Source organism: Streptomyces sp. Je 1-4 4N24, assembly GCF_026239515.1.
Lineage (GTDB): Bacteria > Actinomycetota > Actinomycetes > Streptomycetales > Streptomycetaceae > Streptomyces > Streptomyces nigrescens.
This window is the reverse complement of record NZ_CP110836.1, coordinates 3548153-3570809: the sequence shown is the minus strand read 5'-3', so window position 1 is coordinate 3570809 and position 22657 is coordinate 3548153. Positions and strand designations below refer to the sequence as shown.

Sequence of the window (22657 nt, the reverse complement as noted above, 5' to 3'; positions counted from 1 at the left end):
CCCCGGTGGTGGTGCGGCGCGGGCGGTCCCCCCGGCACGCCGGGGGCGCGGGGGGACGGCCGGCGGTTCGCCTCGCGAACGGACAGCGGGCTCACGTCACGAAACAGCGGGCTCACGTCACGAACACGATCCCCGCGTCGCTCCCCGCCGGTGTGTACTCCGCCAGCCGGGCCCGCAGACTGTCCTCGCGCTGCGGTTGATAGAGATCGTGGTACGCGCCCATCTCGGCGCCGTCCTCCGCACCGCGCCGGATCGCTCCCCCAGCCCTGGACGGGCCAGGGGCACCCCCATCCCAGCCCGCCGCCAACTGCCCGTACCACGGCGTCCCGTAGCGCTCGGCGCGCAGCTGTGGCCGTACCCGCTCCGCGGCCCCGGGGCCCGCCAGGTCCGGCTGGCAGCGGTGACGGCGGGGGGTGCGCGACCCCGGCGGGGCATAGCTGAACCGCAGACAGCCGATGCCACGGCGGGCCACCCGCAGCCGCCCGGTGAAGATGCTGTTCTCGGCGAGCCGCACCGCATGCGTGTTCACCTCGCCGATGACCGTGCTGCGGTGCACGGACAGCACCGCATGCGCATGCCGGCAGTCCGGCGCGGACAGTGCCGTGCGCGCGGGCCCGGTGGCGTCGAGGATGCTGTCGCGCAGATGGACCTCCAGCGGATCGGTGCTCACCTCGTCGCCGATCACCTCGATGGTGCCCAGGATGCAGCGGTCGACCTCGACGCAGGCGGTCGTCCGGTCCAGCACCAGGCTCGGCTCCTCGGGGGAGTGCGGAGCGCACTCCGGCTCCAGCGACCAGCCCGGCACCAGGGTGCAGTGCCGCAGCACCAGAGAGCCCATCGGGCCGCTGACATGGAGGCCGCGGCCGGTGACCAGCAGCCCGTCCAGCACCATCCGCGGCCGGTCGCCCGGGGCGCAATTCCCTTCCCGCGCCCGGATGTTGAGCGCGTCCGGCCGGTTGCTGTACCAGTCGAGCAGCCGGATGACGGGACGGGTGCCCTCGGCGGCGCGCAGTTCCAGCCGGTCGCCGGGGTCCAGGTCGAAGTCCAGCTGCTCCTGGTAGGCGCCGCTGTGGGTGATCTCGATGATGCCGTCCGGGCCGCAGCGCCCGGCCCGCCGGTCGTGCTGCCAGGCGGCGTAGGCGTCCATGATCCGCTGGTACGGCCGGTGCGGCCCGACCTGATAGACGGTGGCATCCGGCGCGGTGGCCCGCTCCCGCGGATACTCGCCGCCGCCCAGGTCGTCCCCGAACCCGTAGTGGTAGTCCACCCATACGCCCTGCCGCGGCGCCGAGCGCGCACCGAACGCCATCCGGCCCAGCTCCGGGTCGACGGCGATCTGCCCGCGCTTCGGCCGGTAGCGCCAGTCGCTCAGATCGGCGACGACGATGTCGGACAGCGGAACGGGCGCCTCCTGGCCGTCCCGGCGGATCACCAGGCTCTTCCCGGGCCCGTAGTAGTCCGCGAGCCGGTCGTGCAGCTGCCGCCGGCGGATCGTGGCCGGCACATTGTCGAGGGTGGCGATATGCGCCGCGGACGGCTCCGGTTCCGGGCGGGTCAGCAGTGGGGTGTCATTGCCGAGGATCGAGAAGGTGTAGAGGTTGCGGGCCCGGTCGACGCAGTACGCGGGCGCCCGGGTCACCGAGTACGGCTTCAGCCGCCAGACGAACAGCCCGACCCCGGCAGGGGTGTAACCGCCCTGCCGGCGCGGCGAGTCGGCCCGTCGCACGTCCACCGTGCGGGCCACCGTCCCGAACGGCCCGCCTGCCAGGTCCAGCGCCGCGCCGTCCCGTACGTCCACCATCCGGCCGCGCCCGCGCCGCCGCGCACCGTCGGCCCCGGTGCCCGCCCCGTACAGCTTCACCGGCTGGTGATGGGCGACCAGCCGGGAGAGCTCCACCGCCCGGGCCGGCCAGCCCGCGACCGACTCCGACAGCTCCTCCAGCAGCGGCAGGGTGCCCTTGCGCCGCCGGTTGCCGACCGTCGCCGCCACCTCGCGGCGCGGCGCCAGCGCCTCCGCCAGCCGCCGCCGGGAGGAGTCCGGCAGCCCACCGTCCCGCAGCCCGGTCGCCAGGACCCGCTCGTAGCCGGGCAGCGGACGGTAGCCCACCAGGTCGCCGAGGTACGGCAGCACCCATGGGGCGGCGGTCTCGACGAACCAGTCGTCGTACTGCTGGGCGACCCCGTCGCGTACCCGGTCCACCTGCTCGGCGATCACCGCCAGCAGCGCGCGCAACGGCTCGCCGTGCTCCGCGTCGCGCAGCCGGTGCCACTGCGGGAGCAGCTCCGCGAGCCCGTCCGGCTCTCGGGTGGTACTCATCGGGTCACCTCCGTGAGGATCAGGGCGTCCGCGACCTGCGGGGAGAGCAGGGCGAGCTGGGCGGGACGGATGCCGCGGAAGACGCACACCGCACGGCCCTTCGGCAGCGGCAGGGTGTCGGTGATGTCGGGGTTGAGGCGGAGGAGTTCGGCCAGGGTGATGCCGTAGCGGGCGGCGATGGCGGTCAGCGTCTCCCCGCCGTCCGCGGTGACCTCGTGGACCCGCTCGTCGAACGTGGCGAGCCGGGACGGCACCGAGGAGCGCGGCGGACCGTCGAACTGACCGGCTGGCCCGGCGAGTTCGGACGGGGTGACGGATGCCGGTACGCCGGTGAAGGCGTCCACGTCCACATGGTCGACACCCGGCACGGAGTGGGCCGCCACCAGCACCTCCGACAACTGCGCGGGCTGCCCCAGCTCCCGCCCGTCGGGGCCCAGCCGCGCCCACAGCGCCCGCCGGAGCCGGGGCTCGACCAGCGGCCAGGAGTGATCGGGCGCCACCTTCACCTTCGCCCTCAGCAGCAGCAGGACCGGCTCGCGGACGTCGACCCGGACCGGAAGCCGGGCATCGCCGTACTCGGCCAGCGAGGACCGCAGCGCCCGCAGCACCTCCGCGTCCGGTGCGAGCGAAGCGAGATGGGGGTCCCCCCGGCCGAAGGCTGGGGGAGGGGTGTCGTCCACCCCCGCGACCGTCACATGCAGCACCTTCCGCCGCCCGTCGAACAGTTCCCTGGCCGACGCCCGGCCGATACCGGCCCGGGAGCGGGCGAAGTCCTCGTAGTCGGAGAGCGAGACCAGCCGGTCCAGCGCGGAGACGGCCAGCGGTACGGTGCGCCGGGTCAGCCCCGGCCCGTCCGCGTCCGCACCGCCGCTCGCGGGCTGCGGATTGGTCACCCCCGTCACCCCGAGCGGCCGGGATACCGCCTGGGTGATCCGGTTCGCCGCGACATTCGCCGCCCGCCCGGTGCCGAAGCGGTAGCGGGCCCGGACGTTGTCGTGGCCGCTCGGCAGCCGGGCGCCGTGCACCCCGTCGCCGAACGTCACCGTCGTCCGGCCGTCGTCCGCCGTGCCCGTCACATACACCCGCTCCCGCGGTCCCCGCCCGGCGAGACTGTCCACCGGGTGCCACAGCAGGCCGTCGACCCGCACCTCCAACTGCGGGGCGGCGCCCAGGGGACTGTCGTCCGGCAGCCAGGTCAGCGGTGACTGCCAGAGCGCGAAGGTCTGGTGGGCGCGCGCGGCATCGCCGCTGCCGATCGGCTCGTCCCGGCTCTCGCCGTGCGTGGCGGGCACGACATTGCCCTGGATGCGGACGGTGTCCCGGCGGTAGCGGTGGGCCAGGTCCGCGGTGAGCGTGAGCACCGTATGGACGTGGTCGCCCGGCAGTTCGGGGTCCAGCCGCTGCTCGACCGCGGCGATCACGGCGAGTTCGGTACCGCGGAGCCCGGCCGGCCCCGGGATGTCGGTGCGTTCGCCGGAGACGACGAGGCGACGGCCGGGCAGCAGACCGTCGTACAGCTCGGCCAACTCCAGCTCGTTGCCGTGCACGTCCTCGCCCAGCGGCTCGTCCGCCATGCGCAGCGGCTCGCCGCCCGCGTACACGGTCGTGTCGCGGATCGCGGAGAGCAGCACATCGTGCTCGTCCAGCCAGGGGTCGGCCAGGGTCAGTTCGGTGCCGCGCCCGGTGATGCCGAACTGGGTGTACGCGGCGGTCCGGACCGCGGTCACCCGGGTCGTGACGAACGCCAGCTTCGGGTCGCCCGGGATGCCGTCCGGCCCGTCCGCGCCCTTGCGGGGCCGCCGGATGGCGACCCAGCTGCCGACCGCGATGCCGTCCTGCACCGAATCCAGCGGCAGCACCGAGCGGTTGGCGGCCTCCGGGACCGTCGCGATACCGATCTCCACGGCGGGCGGTTCGCTGCCCGGTGTGCGGCGTACGGTCACCTCGTACTCGCCGTGCCGGATCTGGTGCTGCTCGCCCGGTGTGAGGTGCCAGGTCTCGGTCCGGCCGTTGCGCACCGCGACCGCGATCCGGCCCCCGTCGTCGGGGCGGGCCACGGACAGCGTGCGCTCGGGCAGACCGGACAGCAGCCGGGCGGTGACCCCGGATTCCTGCGCGTCCGACGGGCGGCGGCCCAGCCAGCTCAGATCGTGGTCCGGGCCGGTGCGGGTGGACAGCTCGATCCGGCCGGGGCCGAGGTCGAAGGGCTCGTCGGACGGCAGATTCACCGTGCGCTGCACCGAACTGCCGGTCTCGATGTGCTGGAACTCCGCCTTCACCGGCACCTTGCCGGCCGTGTCGAACACCACCCGCATGCTGGTCAGCACCCCGCCGGTGAGCGGCCAGTCGGACTGCCGGATGACCCGGCCCTTGTCGTCCTGGACGGGCTTGAGCGGGGCGGTCGACCCGAAGGGCGCGGCGGTCACCCGCATCGCCAGCAGCGCACGCAGCGCGGACGGCACGGCCGGTGCCGCCTGCCGCCATGCCGCGTACATCCCCTCGGCGACCCGCGGATCGAGCGCGGCCAGCAGCCGCGCGGTCAGGTCCGAGCCCGGAGCCGGGCTCGGTCCGGGACCGTGCCCGAAGGTCCGGGCGCCGGACGGCGGGCGCACCACCCCGGTGCGGAGGGCGGGAAGGACGGCGTCGAGCGCCCGCAGGGCCGGGGAGGGGCCGCCGCCCGCCGCGAGGGACAGCGGCTCCGGCGGTACGGCCCGTGCGGGCGCCAGGTCCAGCGCCCGCTCCCGCAGTTCCCCGACCACGGCGGTCAGTTGCTCGAACCAGTCCGTGACCGCCTCGTACGGCGCGGCCAGCACCTGCGCCTCGGCCAGCCGCTCATGCGGTCCGGTGAGCCGCTCGGCGAACGCCGCCGGGGTCTTGCCGGCCGCCCCGTCCAGGTCCTTGCGCAGCGGGGCCAGCACCTGGCGGTCGAAGGTCTCGATCAGCTTGCTGACGGGCCGCGGGTTGGGGGTCTCGGGGGTGGGGTGGTCCTCCGCCGGGTCGTCCGGATCGCCGCCGTCCGCCGGTTCGGTGATCCACTGCCGCAGCTCGTCGACCAGCTCCCTGAGGGTGGGCGGCGCGGACTGCGGCAGCCCGAGCGCGGTGAGGTCCTCGTCCCGGTCGAGGCGTACCTTCGCCACCGGCAGCAGCAGCCGTGTGCTGCCGAAGTCGAAGAGCAGCTGGTCCCCGGTCTGCAGGGAGGTGGACGTCCCGGCGACGAACACCTCCGCGCGCCGGGCCAGGTCCTCGGCGACGAGCAGGGCCGGGCGGCGCCGGCGGACCTTCAGCTCGTTCCACGCCCAGCGGGCGGTGAGGTCCTCGTCCGTCTCGAAGGTCTGCGACTCCTCGCCGGAGGCGCCGGGCACGCTGTGGCTGCGCGACCCGCGCGGGACGACCACCGGCAGGTCCTCGGCCCGCGGGTCACGGTCGAGGGTGTACGCGAGGTGGGTGCCGGCCGCGACCCCGGGCCGTGGCCGGTGCCCGACCAGCCGCCCCAGCAGGGCCAGCGACCGGTGCTCGTGGGCGGTCCGCAGATAGCCCTCGTCGGCGATCCGCTCGCTGTGGAAGGTCAGGACGTCACCCAGCACCGCCCAGGCGTCCAGCAGCCCGATCGCCGGGTCGTCCGGACTTCGGACGGTCAGTCCGCGCAGCGCCGGATAGGCGGGGGAGGCGAGCCGGTCGAGCATGGCGGCCAGGAAGGAGCCGTAGTCGCCGACGCGGTAGTGCAGGGACGTACGCCCCGGCGGGTTGTGGAGGGCGTCCGGGGCGCGGCGTTCGTCGCTGCCGCCCCCGCAGCCGCAACCACAGCGGGAGGTACTCATCGGGCACCTCCGAGTTCGATGACCAGCCGGCCGTTCTCCGGCCGCTCCGGGTCGTTGTCGCACACGGCGATCTCCAGCGGGCCGAGCCGCAGCACACCGTCCTCCCGTTCTCCGTTGTCCTGATGGAACAGCCGTTGCAGCCGGGTCACCCGTACGCTCCGCACGCCCGGTACGGCCGCGGCCACCGCGGTCAGCCGGCTCAGCCGGACCGGCTCCCCGAACGTCAGCGCGTCCGGGTGGAAGAAGCCCAGCCGCCCGCCGGACAGCCGCCGGTTGCCGAGGACCCGGGTCAACTCGGCCAGGATCTGCCCGTGTTGATGTCCCGGGTCCGCACAGACCTCGATCGCGACGTCCAGCGGCACCGTCCGGGCCGGCCCGACGACCAGGTCGTGCCCGATCCGCCGGTAGCGCTCCAGCGCCTGGGCGACGGACTCCAGCAGGGGCGGGCCCGGCTCGCCGGTCCCCGTCGCGTCGACGGCCACATGTGCCTCCTGCACACTGCCGGTCCAGCGGATCTCGGCGGCTGCCCGGCCGACGCCCGGGACCGCGGCCGCCAGCTCCGCGTAGTCCGCCGCGGTCACGGCGCGCAGCCGGGTCCGCCGGAGGTCGAGCGGTGCGAGCTGCCGCACCTGCTCCAGCGGCTCAGGACCGGTCCCGCCGGCCGCGGGCAGCGGATTGCGCACCCCCGCCACCGGCAGCGGCTCCCCGGCGTCCGAAGCCGCCGGATCCCGGCTCAGTACCAGGTGGTTGATGGCCTCGGCGCCGACATTGCCCGCCGTACCGCCGCCCAGCCGGTAATGGAGTTCCCAGCGGCTGCCGGGGGCGGGGCGGGCGCCGTACCGTCCGTCACCGAAGCGCAGCGCGATCCGCCGTCCCCCACTCTCGGCTCCGCTTGAGCGGGAGGTACCCCCATCTTCGAGCTCGCCGACGAAGTGCCGGTCGCGGGGGCCGCTGTCGAGCAGATCGCGGCGCGGGGTCCAGCTGTGCTCGCCGTCCTGGAGGCGTACGGCGGGGAGCGCGGCGCGCGGGTCGGGCAGCAGGGCGGCGGCCGGGCCGTGCAGCACCGGCTCGTCCGGATGCAGCCCCACCGCATGGTCCGGGCCCCAGCTGTGGGCGATCTCCCAGGCGATCCGCCCGTCCAGCACCGTGCCCGCACGGGCCCGTGCGGTCAGCACCTCCAGGCGCCGCAGCTTGGCCGCCAGCAGCCGGTCCCCGCGGTGCAGCAGCTCCCGCAGCGCCCGTACGGGATGCCGCCGCAGCTCCAGCCGCTCCAGGACCTTGAGGCCGAAGAGCACCGTGAGCTCGGCGATCTCCGGCTCCGACAGCCCGTCGTGGTCGCGGGCGCCGCGCCACAGCTCCATCAGCCGCGCCCGTACCCGCTCCCGTAGGCCCGCCAGCCGGTCGGCCTGCCCCGCGGCCACCTGCGCGGGCTGCGGGTAGGGCACGGTCCGGGCGACGGGGGAGCGCGGCAGCACGGGCCGGAACCGGGGCACCAGGCCCGGGTAGACGGACTGCGCGAGGAGCGTACGCAGCGCCTCGGCCTGCGCGTGCACGGTGCCGGGTGCGACCTTCTCCCTGCCGGACGGTGCCCCCGTCCGCCGCTGCCCGGCCGGCTCCAGACCGAGCCCGGCCCGGCCGGTCGCCTCCGCACCGACGACCGTGCACAGCTCACGGAGGTCGTCGGCGGTCAGCGCCTCGTGACCACCGGTCTTCGCCAGCAGGGCGTCGATGAGCCGGGCCGGGGCATTGCCGCTGTCCTTGCGGTCGCCGCAGCCGAAGGCGGGCGGATCGCAGGAACCGGGCACGGCGGGGTCGGGCGGCACGGTCACGGTCTCCGGGGCGCTCTCCGCCCCGGCCCCGAAGGTCAGCGACCGCCCGTGGTCGACCAGCACGACATTGCCGCGCGCCACACTCACGTCCTCGACCGGTGCACAGTCGCGGCCGCCGCGCGTCGACAGGCACAGCGGGAAGGCCAGCGCGTCCTCCGGAGCCCAGGTGACCTCCAGCACCGGCTGGTCGTCGAGCTGGTCGACGGCCGGGGTGACCGAGGTCAGCCGGACCGGCTGCCGGTGCGCCGGGTCCTGGTCGCCGGGGGTGCCGGTACGCGGCCCCTTGACCTCTTCGAACAGCAGCAGATCGCCGGGGGACAGCCGCAGCGCACGGCGCTCGCACGCCTCGTCCGTCCATGCGTCCCGCAGCGTCGCAGAGGTCGCGCCCTTCGGCAGTCCGCACACCTCCCCGGCCCAGGTCCACAGGCGGATCGCGGTGTGCTCGGGCCGCACGACGAGCGGCGCCTCGGCCACCGGCTCGAAGACCTCCACCGCACCGCGCTCGTCGAGCACGGCCAGATCCCGGTCGTCGAGGACCGTACCGGTCTCCGGCCGGTCGCGCGGGCCGTACGTCCTGATGTCGACGGCGGCGAAGCGGAACTCGCCCGGGAGCAGGGTGAGTTCACGGGTCGGCTCCACGGTCACCAAGGCCCGTGCACTGCACCCGTCGTGCATCGGATAGTCGATCAGCCGGACATGCCGCCGGACGGACACCCGGCGGCGGGCGGTGTCGAGATACGCCTCGGTGGCCACCGCGTCCTGCTGATAGCTGATCTGGTCCGCGGTGTACGCCAGCAGCTCGACCAGCGTCATCCCCAGATCGGCGGGGTTGCGCTCCACCCAGTCGGGGGTGGTCAGCCGGAGCCGGTCCAGGACCAGCCGGCGCAGGGTGTCGTAGTCGCGCGCGGTGTAGTCGGTGACCGGGGCGGGCCGGAGGGTCTCCGGGCAGTCCGCGGCCTGATCGTCCACACAGTCGAAGGGGCTGGGGCAGTGGGGGTGAAAGGAGAACTCCGCGCGGAAGTACCGCTGGTCGAAGCCCTCGTACGGGGTGCTGCCGGGCCGCCCGTACGCATCCGTCTCCACGACGGACAGCTGGTAGCGCGAGGTGTCCCCGGTCCGGTCGAGGACGACCAGCAGCCGGTCGTCGAGCTCGGGATCCTCCTCCCGCTCGACGGAGATCTCCCGTACCCCGATACCGGTGATCCGCCGCCCGCCGTCGATCCGGATGTTCTCCGCGCACAGCCCGTGCGGTGCCTTGCCGAGAAAGGTGACGGTCAGCGTCACCCCGTCATCGGCGGCCTCCACCGCATCGATCCCGTTGAGCCGCGCCGCCCTGACCCGCCCGCGCCGCCCGTCCGCGGGGCACACCGGCCCGTCTGCCGTGCCGCGCTGTTCCGTCATCCCTCGCCCCGCCCCTCGAACACGTCGTCACGCCGGCTCGCGGTGGAGCGCACGACATAGCGCAGATACACCCGTACGACCTGGTCCTCGCTCACCACGTCCAGCGACTCCACCTCGATCAGCTCGCCCAGCCAGCGCTGCAGCGAGGCCTGGACCGACAGCTCCACCGCGGACGCCAGCTCCGGACTGTTCGGGGTGAAGACGAGATCCAGCAGCCCGCACCCGAAGTCCGGCCGCATCACCCGCTCGCCGGGGCCGGTGAACAGCAACTGCTCGATCAGATCCCGCACATGTGCCTCGTGATCCGCATGCGCGGTGCGCCCCCGCCGGTCGACCCGGAACGGAAAGGCCACCTCGGTACGTACCGTCCGCACCGCCTTCATCGGCTGGACACCCCCTGGCCCTGCTGGACGGACGCCACGACCGGCGGGCCCTGCGGCACCGGCCCGGCGCTGAAACACATCGCCGCGGTGGTGTCCAGCAGCACCGGCACCCCGTCGGCCCGTACGGTGTCCTCGCCCGCGGCCGGCGTCCAGCGGACGCTCGTACAGGGCTGCGGCCGGCCGCCGACGGAGTGCGGACAACCGCTGACCGTGAAGAGGTCCGCGGTGGTGGCCACGGGCGCGCCGTCGATCCGCACCCCTGCGCCCGCCCCGGCGGCCGCGGTGGATAACACGCGGCCTCCGTGCGGGCAGCTGATCACGGCCCCGCCGTGGACGAGATTCCCGCTCGCCATCTGTCCCCCGTTCCCTTCAGCGCTTCTTGGGCACGGTCAACCGGCCCTCGTTGATGTCGACTTGATTTCCAACCAGAGAAATCGACGCGCCCTGCCCGTTATTGATATGGACACCCGTCGCATCGATCTTCACGTAGGCGCCGCCCGGCGCTTGCAGCACAATTCCGTTGGCCGGAACATCCGACATCACCAGCTTGTGCTTCTTGGGCGTCTGAATGACCACGGGCCGGGAATCGGGCGGCTGGACCCGCGCGTCCTCCGGCAGTTCTTCACGCTGCCCGTACCAGCACCCCGTCCAGATCGGATAGCTGGGATCGCCCTGCTCGAATTCCACCCACACACCCGCCCCGGCCGACGGCACGACCACCTGTCCCGCCGCCGGCCCGGTGAACGGGAAACACGGCAGCGCCCATGTGGACGGCTCATCACCGAGCACATCCGGGACCTGGACGATCAGCCGCCCGGTCCCCATCGGGTCGTTGTTGTCCACCACCCGGCCACGGAACTTGCCGAGAAAGCGGTTGTTCGGTCCACCAGCCATGAGCGGTTTCTCTCTCCTTGCGGACGGGATTCACGGACGAACGGTGCTGCTCCGCGCAATCAGCCCCTCACGCGAGAGCGTGAAGTTCTGCTGGTACGACCCCGGCCGCAGGTTGGTCGTCACACTCTTCACGTAGTAGTCGCCGTCATAGGTCACCCCGGCGCCGCGCACTCCCACCAACTCCCGGGCCCGCAACACATATCCATGTCGATTGACATCGAGCCGGCCGGAGCCCGAAATGGCGTCCGCCGAGGTCGCCGCCCGCCCCAGCGCCTCCGCCCGCGCCATCGCCTCGTCCTTCTTCGCCGTTCCGGTCAGCGTTCTGCGCTTGAGGGCCGGTGAGGCCCGCCGTCCGAGGGGCGGGCGCAGCGGACCGATATCGGGCGGAGCGAGCAGCGGGGCATTCCGTGTCACCGGGTCCTGCACCCTCGCCTGCGGTTCTTCCCGCGCCGTCCCGTCGTAAGCGAACGTCAGCTGGTCAACGGTCGAATGCACATCCATATTCACGTTCAGCGCGTGCTGCCGCTGCCCCAGCCGCTGCTCGGGCCCCCAGAACGCGGTCGACCGCCCCGGCACCGGACCGGGGTCTAGATAGAAGGTGTACCCATTGGCACGGGCCAGCTCGTTCACATACTGCAGATCGGTGCCGACCTGGTAATCGACCCGCACCTGCTCCCGCGGCGGCTGTGGAATCTGCTCCCGGATGATCCGCGCATCGATCCCGTAATCCGCGTACTTCGCCAGAATCCGCTCGACCCGCTGTGAGGGCGCCAGATTCGGATAGCGGTCCGCCCGCTCCTCCAGATCCATCAGCAGCGTCAGATCCTCTCCGGTGAGGGTGAGCGTCGTCCGGCCGGGCTGATTGCTGGCGCCCACCTCCTGCCGGACGATCAAGCCGTCCAGCAGCACAAAGGCGGTCCCCTTGACCGACACGGCCAGAATCACCCGCGTCTTCGGATCGAAGAACCCCTCCGGCAGCAACCGCTCGATGAGGGCGCCCTTCTTGGTGAGATCGAGGGCGAGCTGAAATCCGCTCCGCTCACCCGCCGTACTCGTGATCTGCGCGGACAGCAGGGCCTCGGTCACCTCGGCCGGAACCGGCCTGACCAGCTTCGGTCCCATGTACAGCGAGACATGGATCGGACCGCGTCCAACGGGCTCATCAGCCATTCCGCACACCCGGCCCGCCCATGCCACCCGGAAACCCACCCGGCAACGGAACGGCGATCCGCTCCCCGGGCTCATCCGTCAACTCCCGTGGGTCGAGCGTGGGATTGGCATCGGCGATCTGCCACCACTGCCCGGAATTCCCGAAATACCGCTGCCCCAGCTGGTCGGCCCGCTCGCCGCTGCTCACGGTGTGCGTGGCCGTCTCCTCGGCGGCATCATCGAGCCGGGGCAACAACCTCCGTTTGGCATAGCGGACTTCGGTGCCGTCACGACACCGGTACACCCCGATCTCCACCGCGCTGTACCGGCTGCTCCGCGCATAGGGATGCGCCCCCGGCACCTCGTCCAACGCCCGCTCATACGGCTCGATCACGCCTCAGATCCCCCTTCCGAGCCCCAATTGCGCAAAACTGCCGCCCTGCGCGGCCCGCGCCAACTGCTCCTTCTGCGCCAGATGTGCGAGGTAGAGCTCGGCACCCCGGTGCCCGGCCGGCAGATCGCTCACCGTCAGCACCTTCAACCCGATGCTGAGCGCGGCCCGGATCGGATTGAGATTGACGTCGAACGCCGACTCATTGACGGACAACTCGGTCAGCCGGACCGGCATGACCCGCTTGCTTCCCCAGGTGAAGAGGGTGAGTGGCGTCTCGATGGGACTGATCTCAATGGTCCCCTTCTTACTGAGGTGCGAGGCGGCACGCAGCTGCGCGGTAGTGGGCTGCACCAGCATTTCCAGCACGGCCAACTGCGGATGAATCCCGTTCGGCGCCGCCACATCCAGCTGATCGGTGGCATCGATCTCCGCGGTGAACTTCCACGACTCCTGTGCCGGCCCTTTGAGCCGAAGCGCCTCGTTCCGGTCGCCAGCGCTGTCCCCGCCGCCACCGCCTTCCCCACCGGCGGCCTGGGGCGCGACGGACCGCTCCAGTGTGTCCGGGTTGAACTGCAGGACGATGATGCGCTGGGGCGTGCCACGCTCGGGGTCGACGATGACAAGGCCGGAGCGGATGGGCTTGGGTATGTCGGCGTAGCGGGTCATATGCGCTTCTCCTTTCCCGTACAGGTCATTGCTGACGTCCGTTGCCGACGTTTTCCGCACGGTCCGAGGCCGTGGAGTTCACCAAGTAGACCGGCTGATCCGGCAGTTCAACTCCGCTACGGGAAAGGGCTTCGAGGACCCGTCCTCCATAGGTCAGCATGGGGGAGACGGGGTAGCTCTCCCCGTTCGCTTCGTAAGCATCAACCCAGGCCATTCCGTGGGTGTTCAGGAATTCGAGATTCTTGTCGGTGAGCACCATGCGGCCGTCGTGGGAGATCATCCACAGTCCGGTACTTCTCCGGTCAAGGCCGTAGGCGGCGGGGAGCGCGACCGGATCGGGCAGATGAGGTGCGTGGGCGAGTTCCCGGAGAGGTCCCTTTTCCCTCTCCTGCCACTCCACGCCGTGGGTGAGGGGGGACAGGACGTCCAGCAGCGGGGGACTGGCCAACTGCGCTGACTCGTCCTCTGACGTGAGCAGCGCGGGAGTTCCTTCTGCCGGGGTCTTCTCGTCCTCGCGAAAGAGGCTCAGGTGCGCCCCGTACTCCTCCGGTGGATCGGACTCACCCGGTGTGAAGGCATAGAGGCGGTAGAACTGGGTGCCGCGCTCCTGGAGTTCGGCGATGATGGCCGCAAGGGTGTCCTCGGGGGCTGTCCAGCACGACATGCGCGGCGAGTGTGCACCGCGACTTCGCATAAAGGAACTGTTCTCCGCGGAAGGGGCCAGGAGCACAGTGAGGGAGGCTTCCATGTTCGCCTACTTTCTGATCTGTTGAAAAAGCCCGCGCCCCTTGTCTTCCCGCGCGATTTTGTATCCGAGCTCTTTGATGCAGGTGAGCCCCCATTTGCGGTGCGTCTCCTCGGAGGCTCCCTTGAGGTACTGACGGACCGATTTGTCTCCGGTGGAGGGGAGCAGTGTTCCATCCGGAGCCACCACCGCGTCGTGCTTCCGGGCCATCCATGTGTTGAACGCCTGGTTCGCGTAGTCGCGGCTGTAGGCAAGGTTGTCGACGCTGTTCGGGCCGTCGGCCACTTGTTCGTGGATGTGGTGCCAGTTCCAGATGCGGCCCCCGGGATTGCTGAACCTGTACGCCTTGCGGTAGTTGAGCGACTGCCGGGCGTCCGGCTCGTACCGGTCCCACGAGCTGTTGTGCCTGATCCCTTCGAAGGACCTTCCGTACTTGTACTTTCCGGGCGGGTCGATCGCCCGCCACATGCTCTTTTTGCTCGTCTCCACGTCGAACGAGGCGTCGCCGTCCTTGCCGTGTCCGTAGAACGAGAAGTTCTCCTCGTCCACACCCGATACCTGGCCCACGTACCAGCCACCCAGTGCCGGCCTTTTCGCGAACACCTTCATGGTGCGCTTGGGGTCCGGGTGCGGATTCTTCTCCTTTTTCTTCTCCTCCTCCGCCGTCTCCTTGTCAAAGGTGACCTTCTTGCCCTCGGTGGCGTCATTCTTTTCGTCGGCGGAGGGGACGCCGGGCCCCGCTCCGCCTTCTTCGATGGCGTTCTCGCCTTCCTCGATACCGATAGGCGGCTGCCCTTGTGACGTTTCCTTGGTCCGCTGGGCTACCTTCTCGCCTTCCCCTCCGCCTTCGGTCGGGTTGAGTTTGGCCGCGAACTCCACCATGGGGTCACCGGTCGCGGTGACGCTGGTGAGCCGGTAATGACGGCGCAGCTCGGCCAGGGTCGGATCCATCACCCTTTCGGGAATGCCCTTCTCCAGGCGGTCCTTGAGGTTGCGGCGTAGCCGGGGCATGATGCGCTGCAGGCGCTTCTTCTTCTCCTGCTTCTCCTTTTCCTTGCTCTTGTCATCGCCCCTCCGTGACCTCTTCGGCCTGGTGCGCCTCTTCTTGTTGTCGCGCAGAGTGTCGCGCTTGTTCTTGAAGGTGTTCCAGAGCTTCTTGGCACCGTTCTTCAGCGCCTTGCCGATCTTGCTCTTGCGCAGCTTCTTCCCGAGGGTCCGCCCGGCGTTCCTGATTTTCTTGAGGGCGGATTTGATCGTTGTCCTGACCTTCTTCAGTGCCCGGCCCAGCAGCGACGTCGGAGGTTGCTTCCTGGTGCGCTTGGGGGCCTCGGTCTCCTTCTTCCGCGGCTTCTGCGGGGACTGGTCCTTCTTCGTGCCGGTGCCGTCCTTGCCGGATTTCCTGTCCGGTCCGTCGTTGTCGGGCCGCTTGCCCTGCGCCGTGCCCGGGGGTTCCTTCTTCGCGCCGTCGTCGTGTGGCCGCTTGTTCGGTGCCGCCTCCTCCTTGGCCCTCTTCGCCTCGGCCTCGTCCTCGCGCTTCTTCCTGGCCGGGTCCGGGGTCTTGCCGGCCGGGCGGCCCGTGGGCTGGGTCTTCGGCTGGTGCTTCGGGTGGCCGCCGCCCGGGGTGCGGTCGGCGGGGGCCCCCGGGCGGGACGGGACGCGGGGCCCCTTGGGCTTGGCCGGGCGTACCGGCTTGCGCAGGGCCTGGGCGGCCTTGCGGGCGGCGCCCTTGGCGGCGTTGACGGCCTTGCCGGCCACCTTGCGGGCGCCCTTGCCGGTCCTCTTGAGGCCGGCCGTGATCTTCTGGGCCATGGCCTTGAGGCGGGTGCCCACGCCCTTCGCGGCCCGGCCGAGGCGCTGGAGGAGGAGGTTGGTGAGGAAGTCGAGGAGGGCCACCACACCGGCGGCCACCGCTTCCGCGAAGAGACAGGCGGCCGGTCCGGCCTTGACCGCCTTGAGGTAGGCGAAGAACTTGCCGAAGGCGGTGAGGATGGAGCTGATGCTCTCCCAGGCGGCCATCAGACCCTGCACGATGGTGAGGATCGCCCCCGCCGCCGGGACGATCATCGAGACGACCTTCTCGATGACCAGTGAGGCGATCATCATCGGCAGGGAGGCAATGATCGCGTCCCAGGCCATCTTGCCGATCTGCTTCAAGGACATACAGCCCTTGAGGAGAACGTTGATCACGGCCTTGCCGAGGCCGAGGATGCCCTCCACCTTGGTGTCGAACCACTGCTTGACGGCGGACTTGATCGCGCCCCACAGATGTTCCTGGATGCCGGTCTTGGCGGCGCTGCCCGCCTTGCTGAGCCAGCCGCCCGGGTCCGGTGCGATATCGGCGACCAGGGCCGCGAACTTACCGAGCGCCTCGATGGCGGCCTCGGCGAACTTGATCGCGGCGGTGATCACGGCCTGATACGCCTTGATGACCGCCTTGACCCCGGCTTCGAGGACGTCCAGGAGCTTGTTGAGACCGGCCGCGAGCGCGTCAAGGAGGGTGTTGACGGCCTTCTTCAGGCCGTCGGCCAGCTTGTTGACGGTCGCGATGGCCGCGTCACGCAGACCCTCGATGGCCTTGCGGAACCTGTCGCGGAGTTCGGGGAAGGCGGCCAGCAGGACGTCGCCGATGGCGATCAGGGCGTCCGCCAGCACATTGATGGCCTTGATGGCGAAGTCGCGTACCGCGTCGATCGCCTTGTTCGCGAACTCCTTGAACTTGTCGATGACGCTGTTGATGGCGTTGCGCGCCGCGTCGAAGATCGCCGTAACGGCGTCCAGGAGGCCCTTGAAGAAGTCGCCCACGGCGTCCAGCAGTTTGCCGAAGAGGCTGTCCGACTCCCCCTTCTTCTCCTCCTTCTTCTTCTCGGCGTCCTTCTCGGCCTGTTCCGCCTTGGTGTCGATGTCCTTGTTGTCGTTGTTCTTTCGGTCATCGACTTCTTTGTCCTTGCCGTCCCGCTCCTTGGTTATCTTCTGGTTGCCGTCCTTGTGCTCCTTCTCGGTGTCCTTGTCGGCCTTCTCGATCTTCTTGTCCTGCTCGTCACGCCAGTTCTGGCGCTCCGTGCCGGCCTGTTCGGCCGCCCGGCCGCGCTCCGCCGTCTGCTGTTCGGCATTGCGCGCGACCTCGTTGTCGATCTCCTGCTGCTTCTCCTGCTTGGCCTGCTGCTCGCCCTGCCGGTGTTCCTTCTCCTTGGCGGACAGATCGGTCTGTGACTGCGCCGCCCCGCTCTTGAGCTCGGCCCCACGCTCCTGTTTGGCGACGACCCCGACATGCTGCCCGGCCCCGCCGCCTGCCGACTGCCGGCCACCGCCACCGCCGCCCGCGCGCCCGGACGCCTTGCCCGTCAGCTGTTCCCGGGGAGCGTCGGGGAAGATCTTGTCCTCGCCCATCGGCTTGGACGCGTCCGCCCGGCCGGTGTCCTGGATCGTGCCCTGCTTGTCCTTGAGCTTCTCCGCCTGCTTGTCCGTACGCTGCGGGTCGCTCGCCCCCTCCAGCTTGATCTTGGGGGCCGGTCCGACCGTCTTGTTGCGCAGCTCGGGGTCGGTGGTGGGCACCTTGTCCGCGGCGGCCTCGACGCTCTTCGCGTCGCCGGCCGTCAGCTTGCCGTCCTTGCTGGGCGGGAGCTGCGGCGCCGTCACATGGTCGGTGGGCCTGGCGCCCTGCGCCTTCTCGCTGCCCTTGGCCCGCTGCTTCTCGCCCTGGTCCTCCGGCCCGACCCTCTCCAGCTTCCCGCTGACCGCCGTCTCCGGCGCCTCGGCCTCCGGAGGCGAGGACTGCGTCTGCGGCGCACCCGAAGGACGCTCCCGCTGGGGCGGGTTGGCCTCCAGGCGCTTCTGCTCCTCGTTGACCTTCTTGTCGGCGGCCGCGTCCACACCGGGCATGGCGCCCTGAGCCTGGTCGGGGGAGAGCTTGCTCACGGTGCTGAGCGCGGACTTCGGGTCCTGCCCCGAGACGTCCGGCGGCTCCTCCTGCTTCTCCGCGGGCGCCTTCCCACCACCCCCGCCCCCACCGCATGAACCGCCCTTCTCCTCCTTCTCCGCCGCGGGCTCCGGCGGCGCACAGCCACCACCGTCCTTCTCCAGCGACGCGTCGGGCTGCGCCTTGGCGCCCTCGGGCGCGGGCGCGCCCATCTTCCCGGGGTTCTCCGCCTGTTCGGCCGCCGGGCCGACCGCGGCCTGGGCGACGGACGGCGCACCTCCGGGACCGGTGGCGCCCTTGGGCGCGGCGGCGGGCTCACTTGCGCCCACCGTGCCGCTGGGCGCCGCCCCCGGGCCGGCCTCCTTCGGCACCGCGCTCTTCGGTGCGGGTGCCTCGTTCTCGGCCCGTACGGGCGCCGCGGCCCTTCGCGCGGCGGGGGAGGGGTGCCGGTCCTCGACCGCGGCACGCTCGGTGTGCGCACCGGCGGGCGGCGCAGGCGAACCCGCCGTCGGCCCGGCCCCGGCACCGGCCGCTCCGGTGCCTGCTGACCCACTCGGCCGGTCCGCCGCCGCGCCCTCCGGCTGCCCCCTGGCCTCCTTCTTCTCCTCCTGTGCGTCCTGGTCCTTCTTGTCCTGCTGCTCGTCCTGGGGCTCCTTGGCGTCCGGGGCCCCTTCGCCGTCGCCCGCCTTCTCGTCCCGCTCCGCGTCCTTGTCGGCCGCATCCTGCTTGGCGGCCCTGGCCCCGTCCTCGTCCTGGTCCTGCTGCTGCTCGGGGTCCTTCTTCTCCTCGGCCTCCTGCGCCGGATCCGGCCTCTCCTCGGTCGAAGGGTCCGGGCCGACCTCTTGCTCGACCGGCTTCTCCGGCTGCAGGTCCCGCTCGCCGCGGTCGGGCGCCTCGGACGCGGGGCCGTGCTCCGGCTGCGGCGCCTCGCCCTCGACCGGGCCGCGCTCCTCACCCGGCGCCTTGGCCTCGGCCTCCGGCGCCTCCTCGTCCTCCTCCTCATCGGCGTCGTCCTCCCGCTCCTTCTGGATCTTCTCCGCCCTGGTGGGCTGTGGAGCGGGGAACGACGGCATGCTCGCCGTGGGGTTCTCGGCGGTCGGTACGGACGACAGGTCGGGATCGGCCGCCGGCAGATGGTCCTCGGGCTTCAGCTCCGCCTCGCCCGCCCCCGGGCCGCTGCCGTGCTTCTCCTCCTGCCCGCCGTCGACCTCCTTGTCCGCGCCGGCCTCCAGCCCGAGGGGCTGTTCCTCCTCGCGCGGTTCGCCCTCGTTCTCGTCCTTCTCGTGCAGACCGTGCTCGGACAGCGCACTGTCGCGCTGGTCGGCCCGCTCATCCACCTTCTCCGGGCGGACCGGCCCCTGCTGCTCCTTCTTTTTCTTTTCGAGCTCTTCCTGCCTGGCACCGTCGGCAGGCTTCTTCCCGTCGTCCTTGCGCTTGCGCTTGTCCGCACCCGGCCGGTTGGCCTGCTCCGGGTCCTGCTCCTCGCGCTCACGCTGCTCCCTGCGCTCCTCCTTGGCGCGTTCGGAGCCCTCCTGCCCCTCCTGGGCCTTCTCCGCGTCGGCCTGATCGGCCTTCTCGCGTTCCTCGCCCTGCTTCTCCGCTTCCTGCCGCTGCTCCTTCTTCGAGTCGGCGAGCTCCTCGGCCCGCTCGTCCTCCTGTGCCTTGCGCTCGCCGGCTTCCTTCTCCTCCGCCGAGGCGTCCCGCTGCGCCCGGGTCTGTTCCTGCGCACGAGCGCCGTCCCGCCCCTTGGCGTCCTTCTGTTCTTCCTCGGCGTCCTCGTCCCGCTGCTGCTCGGCCTTCTCCCTGCCGTCCGCACGGCCGGCCGCCACCGCCCGCCCGTCCTCGATCAGGTCGATCGCGTCCGGGACCGGCCCGGGGACGTTCGAGGGCCGGAGCCCGAGTGGAGCGGTCCCGGCTTCCTCCGTCAGCTCCAGAACCTGGTGGAACTCCCAGGTCAGCAGCCGGACTTCGAGCCGGTCCAGTACGGAGTCCTGCAACTCCGGTCCCATCCGGGCGAGTTCCCCGCGCACCCGGCCGGAGAGGTCCTCCGGGTCACCCCGCAGTGACCGCAGCACGCCATTGGCCAGGCGGTCCACCAGGGTCGCCGGGTCGGCCTCTTCCCCGCGGCGACGGTTCGCGTCGACCGTCGCGTACCGCAGCCACCCGGGCGTCGTCCGGCCCGGCTCGATCTCGGCGGCCTCCGGGTCACGGGGCTCATGGACCGAGTCACGCAGGGCGCCCAGCACGGAAGCCTGTGCCGCCGACTCCGCCTCCCGCTCGATCGCCTCCTGCGGCAGGCTGACCGAGCCCAGGTCGCGGCCGGCGCGGAGGGCGCCCAGCCCGTGCGGATTCTGGACGGTGTGCAGCAGCTCGTGGGCCAGGAGGCGCCGGCCGTCCACGGTGCCGGGGCGGTAGGTGCCCTCGCGGAAGAAGATGTCCTGGCCGACGGCGAACGCGTCGGCTCCCATCACGTCCGCCAGGTGCGCGGAGTCGCGGTCGGTGTGCAGGCGGACCTGGCTGAAGTCGTGGCCGAGCTGTTCCTCGAGTTCGCGGCGGACACCGGGGTCCAGGGGCTGTCCTGCGCCGCTGACGATGTCCTTCGGCTCCGGGGCCCGGGACCGGGCGGAGCGTTCCCGGCGCTTGCGGCGCTTGTCGCTGCGGGCCGACCGGCTGGGGTCCTGCGTCGAGGACCGGCTCGTGCTCATCGGGGCTCCCCCCGTCCCGCGAGGCCCGCGTGCACCGCGCGGGCCAGTGCTTCGCCCAGCCGGACCGGGTGCGTCGTGGCCGGCAGGGGCGGCAGACCGGTGAGGCCGTCCAGTGCCACGCCCGTGCCGTCGGCCGCCAGCGGTATGCCGCGCTCGTGCACGAGGCGGGCCAGTTCGGAGGTGAACGCCGCCGAGACGCGGGCCGGGTCGACGCGCGCGTCGAAGCCGTCCAGGACCAGTTCACCGATGTCGATACGGAAGGACCGCGGCGGCACCTCCTCTCCGCCCCCGCTCCGGACCGCCTGCCCGGTCGCGCCCCCGGTCGCGCCCCCGGCCTGGTCCCCGGCCGCGCCCCTGACGTGCTTCCTGACCTCGTTCAGACCCATCCATGGACCTCCGACGGCGTCAAGGAGCGTTCGAGCTTCAGGTATTCGGTACGGGCGGCGGCCAGCATGTGGCGCATGCGCAGGCGGTCGCCCTCCTCGGCGGCGAGAAAGGCTCCGGAGAGGGCGATATTGCGGATCGAACCGCCGGCCACGGTGAGTTGGGCCAACAGGGACGTATCGATGCCCTTCGTCGGGGCCTGCGCGGGCAGCACCCGGCGCCAGATCTCCGCGCGCTCCTTCTCCCCCGGGAAGGGGAAATCGACCACGAACCGGATGCGGCGCATGAAGGCGGAGTCCAGGGCCTTCTTCATGTTGGTGGTGAGGACCGCCAGACCGCGGTACGCCTCCATGCGCATCAGCAGATAGCTGACCTCCAGGTTCGCGTAACGGTCATGGCTGTCCTTGACCTCGCTGCGCTTGCCGAACAGGGCGTCCGCCTCGTCGAAGAGGAGCAGCGCCCCGCCCCGCTCCGCCGCGTCGAAGACGCGACTGAGGTTCTTCTCCGTCTCACCGATGTACTTACTGACCACCTGGGAGAGATCGATGATGAACAGGTCCAGCCCCAGTTCCCCGGCCATCACCTCGGCGGCCAGCGTCTTGCCCGTTCCGGAGCCGCCCGCGAACAGCGCGGTCACGCCCAGACCGCTGCGCAGCGCCTTCGCGAAGCCCCAGTCCTGGTAGACGGTGCCGCGCTGCCGCACATGCGCGACGATCTCCTGGAGGATGCCGAGTTGGCGGCCGGCGAGGACCAGGTCGTCCCAGCCGGCGCGCGGTTCGATACGGCGGCCCAGTTCGTCGAGCCCCATCCGGGCCTCGGTGAGACCGGCCTGCCAGGCCAGTCCGGCGGCATCCGGGCCGTCCGGACCACCCGGGCCGGACAGCTCACGGCGTACCGTCGCGGCCGCGGACCGCACGACATGCGGCGGGAGCTGGAACTGCGCCACGAGCGCCTGCACATCACGGGCAGTCACGTCAGGGACGTCCGCGAAGGCGTCCGTCCACAGCCCCGCCTGTTCCTCGTCGTTCAACTTCGGTACGGTCACCCGCTGCCCGCGCGGATGGCCCGTCTGCCGCGGATCCGGGCCGGAGACGACCAGCGGGACGGCGGAACCCGCGATGAAGGAGTCGGCCGCGGCATGCTGCTCGCGGTCCAGCTCGCCCACCTCGATGAGGAGGGCGGCCGGCAGGAGGATCGCCTCGCGCTGCCAGAGGCGGGCGAGCCGGTCCCGTTCGGCGGCGTCCGCCGGGACATCGTCGGCGGCCATGGAGTACAGGCCGAGGCCCGTGCGGCGGGCGGCAGTTGCGGCGATGTCGGCGCGGGTGCGCAGATCGCCGCCGACCAGTTCGACGCGGAGCGGGGCGTCGGGGCCCGCGTCCGCCCAGCCGGCGGCCACCCGGTCCGCCGCCGCGTCGTAGGAGGCCGGCAAGGTGGCGGGCGCCGTCGTACGGCGCAGCAGCCCGTGCAGCCTGGCATCCAGGTACGGCGAGCCGACGAGGAAGTGCAGGATGCGTTCATCGAGGCGCAGGCGGGACATGGTCAGCCGGGTCTCGTCGTCCAGCTCGACCAGGCGCCAGCGGCGCAGGGGGGCGACCGGCGTCAGTGCACTCCAATGGGGAGCGCCGAGGGCGGCCAGCGCCAACGAGAACGTCGGATACGCATGGCCCGGGTCGCTGCTCGCGGCGGCGCAGCGGGCGCCGGTCGTCGGGTCGAGTTCGGCCGCGGCGGCGAGCAGGACGACCTCCCGCTCGAACGGGCTGAGGCCGAAGCAGGCGGCCAGTGCGTCGAGGGCGGGGAGCGCGCGGCCGGGGGAGCGGGCGCCGTCCTCCTGGGGAGGGGGCGCCGGAGCGGCGCCGGGCGGACCCGCCGCACCGCCGTCGCCCGCCGCGCTCCCGCGGACCGTTGTACGGGCGCGTGCCGCATGGGCGTCCAGGCGTGCCAGCACGGACCCGACCGCCGCGGCCAGCGCGCTGCCGTCCGCGTCGGCGGACCACACCGTGCCCGGCCGCCCGCTGCTGCCGTCGCCGCCCATGTCCTTCTCCGCCCCCGCTCCGCG

13 protein-coding genes are annotated in these 22657 nt (G+C 71.8%); all 13 read right to left on the bottom strand.

Features of this window, described 5'->3' with window-relative positions:
* Positions 1-112: 112 nt before the first annotated feature.
* Entirely contained in the window at positions 113-2317 is a 2205-nt protein-coding gene (locus SLV14N_RS15235) for a hypothetical protein (protein ID WP_263269653.1), read from the bottom strand.
* Positions 2314-6135 carry a putative baseplate assembly protein gene (locus SLV14N_RS15230; RefSeq protein ID WP_263269652.1) on the bottom strand — a complete coding sequence of 1274 codons (3822 nt, stop codon included), beginning with the start codon at positions 6133-6135 and terminating at the stop codon, positions 2314-2316. Before SLV14N_RS15230 ends, SLV14N_RS15235 begins: the two co-directional genes overlap by 4 nt.
* Entirely contained in the window at positions 6132-9365 is a 3234-nt protein-coding gene (locus tag SLV14N_RS15225; protein WP_263269651.1) for a putative baseplate assembly protein, read from the bottom strand. The genes SLV14N_RS15230 and SLV14N_RS15225 overlap by 4 nt, the downstream gene beginning before the upstream one ends.
* Positions 9362-9748: a GPW/gp25 family protein gene (locus SLV14N_RS15220; RefSeq protein WP_208681375.1), complete on the bottom strand. Its 387-nt coding sequence runs from the start codon at positions 9746-9748 to the stop codon at positions 9362-9364. Before SLV14N_RS15220 ends, SLV14N_RS15225 begins: the two co-directional genes overlap by 4 nt.
* Positions 9745-10101, bottom strand: coding sequence for a hypothetical protein (locus tag SLV14N_RS15215; RefSeq protein ID WP_208681374.1), 357 nt, complete (start codon positions 10099-10101; stop codon positions 9745-9747). Before SLV14N_RS15215 ends, SLV14N_RS15220 begins: the two co-directional genes overlap by 4 nt.
* A gap of 16 nt (positions 10102-10117) precedes the next feature.
* A complete protein-coding gene (locus SLV14N_RS15210) occupies positions 10118-10642 on the bottom strand; it encodes a phage baseplate assembly protein V (RefSeq protein WP_208681373.1) in 525 nt (174 codons plus the stop codon).
* A gap of 30 nt (positions 10643-10672) precedes the next feature.
* Positions 10673-11812, bottom strand: coding sequence for a hypothetical protein (locus SLV14N_RS15205; RefSeq protein WP_263269649.1), 1140 nt, complete (start codon positions 11810-11812; stop codon positions 10673-10675).
* Complete coding sequence (locus SLV14N_RS15200) at positions 11805-12185, bottom strand: hypothetical protein (protein WP_263269647.1); 381 nt, start codon at positions 12183-12185, stop codon at positions 11805-11807. The genes SLV14N_RS15205 and SLV14N_RS15200 overlap by 8 nt, the downstream gene beginning before the upstream one ends.
* Positions 12186-12188: 3 nt before the next feature.
* Complete coding sequence (locus tag SLV14N_RS15195) at positions 12189-12851, bottom strand: hypothetical protein (RefSeq protein WP_263269645.1); 663 nt, start codon at positions 12849-12851, stop codon at positions 12189-12191.
* Between the two features lie 25 nt (positions 12852-12876).
* On the bottom strand, positions 12877-13515 hold the full coding sequence (locus SLV14N_RS15190) for a hypothetical protein (RefSeq protein ID WP_263269644.1): 639 nt from the start codon (positions 13513-13515) through the stop codon (positions 12877-12879).
* Positions 13516-13605: 90 nt separating this feature from the next.
* Complete coding sequence (locus SLV14N_RS15185; protein WP_263269643.1) at positions 13606-20217, bottom strand: DUF4157 domain-containing protein; 6612 nt, start codon at positions 20215-20217, stop codon at positions 13606-13608.
* A complete protein-coding gene (locus tag SLV14N_RS15180) occupies positions 20214-20603 on the bottom strand; it encodes a hypothetical protein (RefSeq protein WP_259670305.1) in 390 nt (129 codons plus the stop codon). Before SLV14N_RS15180 ends, SLV14N_RS15185 begins: the two co-directional genes overlap by 4 nt.
* Positions 20594-22633 (bottom strand): ATP-binding protein, encoded by a 2040-nt coding sequence (locus tag SLV14N_RS15175; protein ID WP_263273160.1) that lies wholly within the window; start codon positions 22631-22633, stop codon positions 20594-20596. The genes SLV14N_RS15180 and SLV14N_RS15175 overlap by 10 nt, the downstream gene beginning before the upstream one ends.
* Positions 22634-22657: the final 24 nt, after the last annotated feature.